Raw genomic sequence first — 8,352 nt, 5'->3', positions numbered from 1 at the left:
CAGATTGATGTTGATTCAAGGGTTTCTCAAATGCCGTTCATACTTGAAATGTTGAGCATGAAAAATTCTTGACCCTGAAGTCAGAAAATCATTGACCGAAAAGTCAGACATGACTAAATTCGGCTCAGTTCGCTTAACAACAATAAAGAGTCTGCGAGGCCTTCCGTGATCCAGTTTTTACTCAACCAGGAACTCCGTAGCGAGCACGCCCTGGACCCAAACCTGACCGTGCTCAACTATCTGCGTGAGCATCTGGGAAAACCCGGTACCAAGGAGGGCTGCGCCAGCGGTGACTGCGGCGCCTGCACCGTGGTGGTGGGCGAGTTGCAGGTGAATGCCCAGGGCGGCGAATCCATTCGCTATCGCAGCCTCAACTCGTGCCTGACCTTCGTCTCCTCCTTGCACGGCAAACAGCTGATCAGCGTCGAAGGCCTCAAGCATGAGGGCCAACTGCACAGCGTGCAGCAAGCAATGGTCGAGTGCCATGGTTCGCAATGCGGCTTCTGTACCCCGGGGTTCGTCATGTCGCTGTTCGCCCTGCAAAAGAACAGCAGCGAGCCGAACGCCCACAAGGCCCATGAGGCCCTGGCCGGCAACCTGTGCCGTTGCACCGGCTACCGGCCGATCCTCGCTGCCGCCGAGCAGGCCTGCTGCGGCGGGCAGAGCGACCAGTTCGACGCCCGCCAGACCGAGACCATCAGTCGCCTCAAGGCCATCGCTCCCAAGGACACCGGTGAACTCAACAGCGGCGACAAGCGCTGCCTGGTGCCGCTGACCGTGGCCGACCTGGCCGACCTCTACGACGCCTACCCCCAGGCACGGCTGCTGGCCGGCGGCACCGACCTGGCCCTGGAAGTCACCCAGTTCCACCGCACCCTGCCGGTGATGATCTACGTCGGTAACATTGCCGAAATGAAGCGCATCGAGCGCTTTGACGATCGCCTGGAGATCGGCGCGGCCACAGCCCTCACCGACTGCTACGACGCACTGCGCGCCGAGTACCCGGACTTCGGCGAATTGCTCCAGCGCTTCGCCTCGTTGCAGATCCGCAACCAGGGCACTCTGGGAGGCAACATCGGCAACGCCTCGCCCATCGGCGACTCACCGCCCCTGCTGATCGCCCTGGGCGCGCAAATCGTACTGTGCAAGGGCGACGTACGCCGCACCCTGGCCCTGGAAGACTACTTCATCGATTACCGGGTCACGGCCCGTCAGGACAGCGAGTTCATCGAGAAGATCATCGTGCCCCGGGCCAGCGCCGAACGGCTGTTCCGTGCGTACAAGGTCTCCAAGCGTCTGGACGACGATATCTCTGCGGTCTGCGCGGCCTTCAACCTGCAGATTGAAAACGGCGTGGTCAGCGACGCCCGCATTGCCTTCGGCGGCATGGCGGCGATCCCGAAACGAGCCAAGAGCTGTGAAACCGCACTGATTGGCGCGCCCTGGAACCTGTCCACGGTGGAGCGCGCCTGCGCTGCCCTGGCAGAGGATTTCACCCCGCTTTCGGATTTTCGTGCGAGCAAGGAATACCGCCTGCTGAGTGCACAGAACCTGCTGCGCAAGTACTTCATCGAACTGCAAACACCGCACATCGAGACCCGGGTGACCGCTTATGTCTAATCATCACAAAGTCGAGAAGACTCAAGCCGAACTGACGGCCCTGTTTCACCAGGACCTGACCACGGGCGTCGGCCGCAGCGTCAAGCACGACAGCGCCGACAAACACGTGTCCGGTGAGGCACAGTACATTGACGACCGCCTGGAATTCCCTAACCAGTTGCACGTCTACGCACGGCTGTCGGACCGAGCCCACGCCAAGGTCATCAGCATCGATACCGCGCCCTGCTATGCCTTCGAGGGTGTGCGCATCGCCATTACCCACGAGGACATTCCCGGCCTGAAGGACATCGGTCCGCTGTTGCCCGGCGATCCGCTGCTGGCCATCGATACCGTGCAGTTCGTCGGCCAGCCGGTGCTGGCGGTGGCGGCCCACGACCTGGAAACCGCGCGCAAGGCGGCCATGGCCGCGATCATCGAGTATGAAGATCTGGAGCCGGTGCTGGACGTAGTGGAAGCCCTGCGCAAGCGTCACTTCGTGCTGGACAGCCACACCCACCAGCGCGGCGATTCGGCCGGCGCCCTGGCCAGCGCCGAACACCGTATCCAGGGCACCCTGCACATCGGCGGCCAGGAACACTTCTACCTGGAAACCCAGATTTCCTCGGTGATGCCCACAGAAGACGGCGGCATGATCGTCTACTGCTCGACCCAGAACCCCACCGAAGTGCAGAAGCTGGTGGCGGAAGTGCTGGACGTGTCTATGAACAAGATAGTGGTCGACATGCGGCGCATGGGCGGCGGCTTCGGCGGCAAGGAAACCCAGGCCGCCAGCCCTGCCTGCCTGTGCGCCGTGATCGCCCGCCTGACCGGCCAACCCACCAAGATGCGCCTGCCACGGGTCGAAGACATGCTGATGACCGGCAAGCGCCACCCCTTCTACGTCGAATACGACGTGGGCTTCGACAGTACCGGACGCCTGCACGGCATCCAGCTGGAACTGGCAGGCAATTGCGGCTGCTCACCGGACCTCTCGGCGTCCATCGTCGACCGCGCCATGTTCCACTCCGACAACTCGTACTACCTGGGCGATGCCACCATCAACGGTCATCGCTGCAAGACCAACACCGCCTCCAACACTGCCTATCGCGGCTTCGGCGGCCCGCAAGGCATGGTCGCCATCGAGGAGGTGATGGACGCCATCGCCCGCCACCTGCACCTGGACCCGTTGGCGGTGCGCAAGGCCAACTACTACGGCAAGACCGAACGCAACGTCACCCACTACTACCAGACCGTCGAGCACAACATGCTCGAAGAGATGACTGCCGAACTGGAAGCCAGCAGCCAGTATGCCGAGCGCCGCGAAGCCATCCGGTTGTACAACGCCAACAGCCCGATCCTGAAAAAGGGCCTGGCACTGACCCCGGTGAAGTTCGGCATCTCCTTCACCGCCAGCTTCCTCAACCAGGCCGGCGCACTGATCCACATCTACACCGACGGCAGCATCCACCTGAACCACGGCGGCACCGAAATGGGCCAGGGCCTGAACGTCAAGGTGGCCCAGGTAGTGGCCGAAGTGTTCCAGGTGGATATCGAGCGGGTACAGATCACTGCCACCAACACCGACAAAGTACCCAACACCTCACCGACCGCGGCATCCAGTGGCGCCGACCTCAACGGCAAGGCCGCGCAGAACGCGGCGCAGACCATCAAGTCGCGCCTGGTGGAATTTGCCGCGCGCAAGTACCAGGTCAGCGAAGAAGATGTTGAGTTCCACAACGGCCACGTGCGTGTCCGCGACCATATCCTGACCTTCGAGGAACTGATCCAGCAGGCGTATTTCGCCCAGGTGTCGCTGTCCAGCACCGGTTTCTACAAGACCCCGAAGATCTACTACGACCGCAGCCAGGCCCGGGGTCGGCCGTTCTACTACTTCGCCTTTGGCGCAGCCTGCGCCGAGGTGATAGTCGATACCCTCACCGGCGAGTACAAGATGCTGCGTACCGACATCCTGCACGACGTCGGTGCCTCGCTGAACCCGGCCGTCGACATCGGCCAGGTGGAAGGCGGTTACATACAGGGCATGGGCTGGCTGACCACCGAAGAACTGGTGTGGAACGCCAAGGGCAAACTGGTGACCAATGGTCCCGCCAGCTACAAGATCCCGGCGGTGGCCGACATGCCCCTGGACCTGCGGGTCAAGCTGGTGGAGAACCGCAAGAACCCGGAAGACACGGTGTTCCACTCCAAGGCCGTGGGCGAGCCGCCGTTCATGCTTGGCATCGCTGCCTGGTGCGCGATCAAGGATGCGGTGGCCAGCCTCGGCGACTACCGCCACCAGCCGCAGATCGATGCCCCGGCGACCCCGGAGCGGGTGTTGTGGGGCTGCGAGCAGATGCGCCGCTTGCAGGCAACCAAGGCTGCGGACCCGCAAGTCGAGCTGGCGCCACTGTAACGGCCTTCGCCGGCAAGCCCGCTCCTGCACCGCGCCCGCAGGAGCCGGCTTGCCGGCGAAGAAGCCCGAACAGACCACCAAGATGTCGAGGTAAACATGTACAACTGGATCAGTGCCCTCGCCGACCTGCAGACCCAGGGTGAACCCTGCGTGCTGGTGACCATCATCGAGGAACTCGGCTCAACACCGCGTAATGCCGGTTCGAAGATGGTCGTCAGCGCCACCCAGGCCTTCGACACCATCGGCGGCGGGCACCTGGAATACAAAGCCATGCAGATCGCCCGGGACATGCTCGCCAGCGGCCAGCAGGCTACCCACCTGGAACGCTTCAGCCTCGGCGCCAGCCTCGGCCAGTGCTGCGGCGGCGCCACGGTGCTGCTGTTCGAACCCATGGGCCAGGTACAAGCGCAGATCGCCGTGTTCGGTGCCGGGCACGTCGGTCGCGCCCTGGTGCCGCTCCTGGCCAGCCTGCCGTGCCGGGTACGCTGGATCGATTCCCGGGAACAGGAATTCCCCGAACAGATTCCCCAGGGCGTGCGCAAGATCGTCAGCGAAGAGCCAGTGGAGGAAATCGATAACCTGCCGCCTGGCAGCTACTGCATCGTCATGACCCATAATCACCAGTTGGACCTGGAGCTGACCGCCGCCCTGCTCAAGCGCAACGACTTCGCCTATTTCGGCCTGATCGGCTCGAAGACCAAGCGGGTGAAGTTCGAGCACCGCTTGCGCGATCGCGGCTTCGACGCGACCACCTTGCAGCGCATGCGTTGCCCGATGGGGCTCGGTGAAGTCAAAGGCAAGTTGCCCGTGGAAATCGCCATCTCCATTGCCGGTGAGATCATCGCTACCTACAACGCCCATTTCGGCCAGTCCAGCGCCAGCGCCGAACCCATTGCCAAACTGCTGCCGGCCTCGCGCCGCAACCAGACTTCGAACTGACACGCCACACACTGAGAACGACCATGCCTTTGACTCGCAAAGCCTACCGTGCCGCCATCCTGCACAGCATCGCCGACCCGGCCGAAGTCGGAATCGAAGCCTCCTATGAGTATTTCGAAGACGGCCTGCTGGTGGTCGAGGACGGCCGGATCAGCGCCCTCGGCCACGCCAGTGAACTGCTTGCCGGCCTGCCCGCCGATGTGCAGATCAATCATTACCCCGATGCCCTGATCACCCCGGGCTTCATCGACACCCACATCCACCTGCCCCAGACCGGCATGGTCGGTGCCTATGGCGAACAGTTGCTGGACTGGCTGAACACCTACACCTTCCCCTGTGAAAGCCAGTTCGCCGATCAGGCCCACGCCGATGAAGTGGCGGACATCTTCATCAAGGAGTTGCTGCGCAACGGCACCACCACCGCGCTGGTGTTTGGCAGCGTGCACCCACAGTCGGTCAATGCCTTCTTCGCTGCCGCCGAGAAGCTCGACCTGCGGATGATCGCCGGCAAGGTGATGATGGATCGCAACGCTCCGGACTACCTGACCGACACCGCAGAATCCGGATACCAGGAAAGCAAGGCGCTGATCGAACGGTGGCACGGCAAGGGCCGCCTGCACTACGCGGTGACCCCGCGTTTCGCCCCGACCAGCACCCCGGAACAACTGACCCTGGCCGGCAAACTGCTGACCGAGTACCCCGATCTCTACATGCAGACTCACATCAGTGAAAACCTGCAGGAGATCGAATGGGTCAAGGAACTGTTCCCGGAGCGCAAGGGTTACCTGGACGTTTACGACCACTACCAACTACTGGGGGAACGCTCGGTGTTCGCCCACGGCGTGCACCTGTGCGACGACGAATGCGCGCGCCTGGCAGAAACCGGTTCGGCCGTGGCCTTCTGCCCAACCTCGAACTTCTTCCTCGGCAGCGGCCTGTTCAACCTGCCCATGGCGGAAAAACACAAACTCAATGTCGGCCTGGGCACCGACGTCGGTGGCGGCACCAGTTTCTCGCTGCTGCAGACCCTGAACGAAGCCTACAAAGTCATGCAGTTGCAAGGCGCACGCCTGAGCCCGTTCAAGTCCCTGTACCTGGCAACCCTGGGCGGCGCCCGCGCCCTGCGCCTGGAAGAGCGGATCGGCACTCTGCACCCTGGTACCGACGCCGACTTCGTGGTCCTCGACTACCACGCCACGCCCTTGCTCAGCTATCGCCTGAAGCAGGCCAACAGCATCGCTGAAACCCTGTTTGTGCTGATGACCCTGGGGGATGATCGCACCGTGCTGCAGACCTACTCCGCCGGCCAGCCAGTCCACCAGCGCTAACTGCGCAAACGAAAAATCCCCCGCTCGCCGAACATCGAACGGGGGATTTTTCATGCCCAAGTCCCAGGCGATCAGGTGCAGACTAGAACGTCACTTCCATGTTCAAGGTCGGCGCCGTAGTCCGCGTACCCCGTCCACCGTCCACCCCGAACTTGTTGTGCCAGTACTCGTAGCCGACGCCCAGGTACAGGTTGGGCTTGACGTTCTTGCCCGGCAGCACCGCAAACATCAGCGACGTCCGCACCAGGGTTTCCGGCGCAGTGTCTCGGTAGTTGTAGTCGTGGCCCTTTTCCCCGATGTAATTGACGAAGCCCTGGAACTTGGCGGCGTGACTGCCAACTTCGAAGGGGCGCATCCAGGCCAGATTGAGCAGGTAGGTATCGTCGAAGGTGTGATCCGGGTCCTTGGCCCCGGGGATGCCGGAATGGTTGTTTTCCTTGTAGTACAGCAAGCTCAGGTCCAGCACGCCGACGGTGTTGAACTTCAGGGTCGGACCGAAGACCAGGGCGCGTTTCTTGGCCGAGCCCAGGTTGTTGTTGCGGCTGGCATCGAAGCCCAGGGTCAGCGCGTAGTCCTTGACGAGGCCTGTGCCCAGGGGCGTATCGAACACCCGGGACGCGAAGAGCTGGTGACGATAGACGCCATAGACTTCGCTGCTGCCCTTGTGGGTGCCCTTGCGCGGATCGTCGTTGTCGGAGAGCAGTACGTCCAGGTGCAGGTAGTTGCTGCCGTACTGGTAGCCACTGGCGTGGGTGAAACTGTAGATGCGCTTGCTGATGTAGTGCGGATTGTTCGGGTTGGTGAACTCCTTGCCGTACCGAAAGCCGACGCTGTTGTTCATCCACTCCAGGGCGGCTGCTTCCCCTGCTCCGATCAATGTCATCAGCAGGGTTGCGCCTTGTAATGCCTTTTTCATTTTTATTATGTCCTGTGGCGGTGTGGCGTAAGGCAGCTTCGCTGGCTGCCGTCCGCACGCAGTATCGGCACAAGCGCCACAGGCCCCAAAGAACAGAATATCGATCAGCGCGCTGCCAAAACGGCAACAGCCGCCCGCAGCCATGGACTCAGAGCACTGGCTGGCCGAAGGCGCGCTCGGCCCGTTCGCGAATCGCGATCTCTTCGCCGAGCAGATGCGCCAGCGCCTCCACCGCGCTGGGCAGATCCCGACCGCTGCGGGCATAGAGCCCCAGGTCGCTGTAGATACCACCCTGGTCGCTCAGCGGGATATGCACCAACTCCCCCTTGCTCAAGTCGCCCTCGACCCCGACCCGGGTCTGGAAGGCCACCCCCATGTTGTGCCGGGCCATCTGCCGCGCCAGCTCCATGGAGTTGCTCTGCAAGGGCGGTTTGTCCAACAGGCCCAGGCGCTTGTGCAACGGCGCCAGCAAGTGATGGATCGACAGCTCGCTCTTGGCCAGGATCAGCCCGTGCTCGGCGCAGGTGGCGAAATTGACGCTGCCCCGCTCGGCCAAGGGATGATCGGGGCTGACCAGGGCCCCCAGGCGAAAATGACCGACACTCAACGGGCGAATTTCCGGCGCCCTGGGCAAGGCGAACGCCAGGCCCAGATCCGCGCGACTGCTGATCAAGGCCTGGGGAATGGATTGCGAGCCTTGTACCGTGACGCCGATGGTCACCTGTGGATAGAGATCGCGCATGCGCTTGAGCACCGAGGGCAGCAGGTCCACCGTCGCGCCTTCCACAGCGGCGATCTCCACATGCCCGCTCTTGAGGCCACGCAGGGCATCGAACTCCAGGCGCACCCGCTCCAGGTCCTGCAGCACCAGATTGACATGACGGCTCATGACCTCTCCCGCCAGGGTCAGGCGCAAGCCGCCCGGCAGGCGCTCGAACAGTGGCGCGCCGATTTCATCCTCGATCTTCAGGATCTGCCGGTTCACCGCCGAAGACGCCACATTCAGGCGCCGAGCGGCCTCGCGGATCGAATGACAGCGGCGAACCATATCGAAGTAATGGATGGCGGAAGAATGAATGCGTAGCGTTCTGCCGATCATGCCGCAGGCTCCTTTCGCAGGACCAGAGGCACACGGATTGCCGGCCGCGAACCTCGAA

At 62.6% G+C, this 8,352-nt stretch carries 6 protein-coding genes; 4 read left to right on the top strand and 2 right to left on the bottom strand.

All coding sequences use genetic code 11. From position 1 onward, the window contains the following. Positions 1–165 precede the first annotated feature (165 nt). The 4 genes from xdhA (at position 166) to guaD (ending at position 6,279) form a co-directional block, all read left to right on the top strand. Complete coding sequence (gene xdhA, locus BLX41_RS16890) at positions 166–1,620, top strand: xanthine dehydrogenase small subunit (protein WP_123725810.1); 1,455 nt, start codon at positions 166–168, stop codon at positions 1,618–1,620. After that, a complete protein-coding gene (gene xdhB / locus BLX41_RS16885) occupies positions 1,613–4,012 on the top strand; it encodes a xanthine dehydrogenase molybdopterin binding subunit (RefSeq protein ID WP_123725809.1) in 2,400 nt (799 codons plus the stop codon). The genes xdhA and xdhB overlap by 8 nt, the downstream gene beginning before the upstream one ends. Positions 4,013–4,108: 96 nt before the next feature. Then, positions 4,109–4,951 (top strand): xanthine dehydrogenase accessory protein XdhC, encoded by an 843-nt coding sequence (gene xdhC / locus BLX41_RS16880; protein WP_123725808.1) that lies wholly within the window; start codon positions 4,109–4,111, stop codon positions 4,949–4,951. A gap of 23 nt (positions 4,952–4,974) precedes the next feature. After that, the gene (guaD, locus tag BLX41_RS16875; protein WP_123725807.1) at positions 4,975–6,279 is read left to right on the top strand and encodes a guanine deaminase; all 1,305 of its coding nucleotides are present in this window, start codon (positions 4,975–4,977) and stop codon (positions 6,277–6,279) included. A gap of 82 nt (positions 6,280–6,361) precedes the next feature. On the opposite strand, the gene BLX41_RS16870 is transcribed toward guaD, so the two are convergent. After that, positions 6,362–7,195, bottom strand: a complete 834-nt coding sequence (locus BLX41_RS16870) for a nucleoside-binding protein (protein ID WP_123725806.1) — start codon at positions 7,193–7,195, stop codon at positions 6,362–6,364. 148 nt (positions 7,196–7,343) lie between these two features. After that, entirely contained in the window at positions 7,344–8,294 is a 951-nt protein-coding gene (locus tag BLX41_RS16865) for a LysR family transcriptional regulator (RefSeq protein WP_123725805.1), read from the bottom strand. Between the last annotated feature and the right edge of the window lie 58 nt (positions 8,295–8,352).

The organism is Pseudomonas protegens, assembly GCF_003732485.1.
Lineage (GTDB): Bacteria > Pseudomonadota > Gammaproteobacteria > Pseudomonadales > Pseudomonadaceae > Aquipseudomonas > Aquipseudomonas protegens_B.
This window is presented reverse-complemented; position numbering and strand designations above follow the sequence as displayed.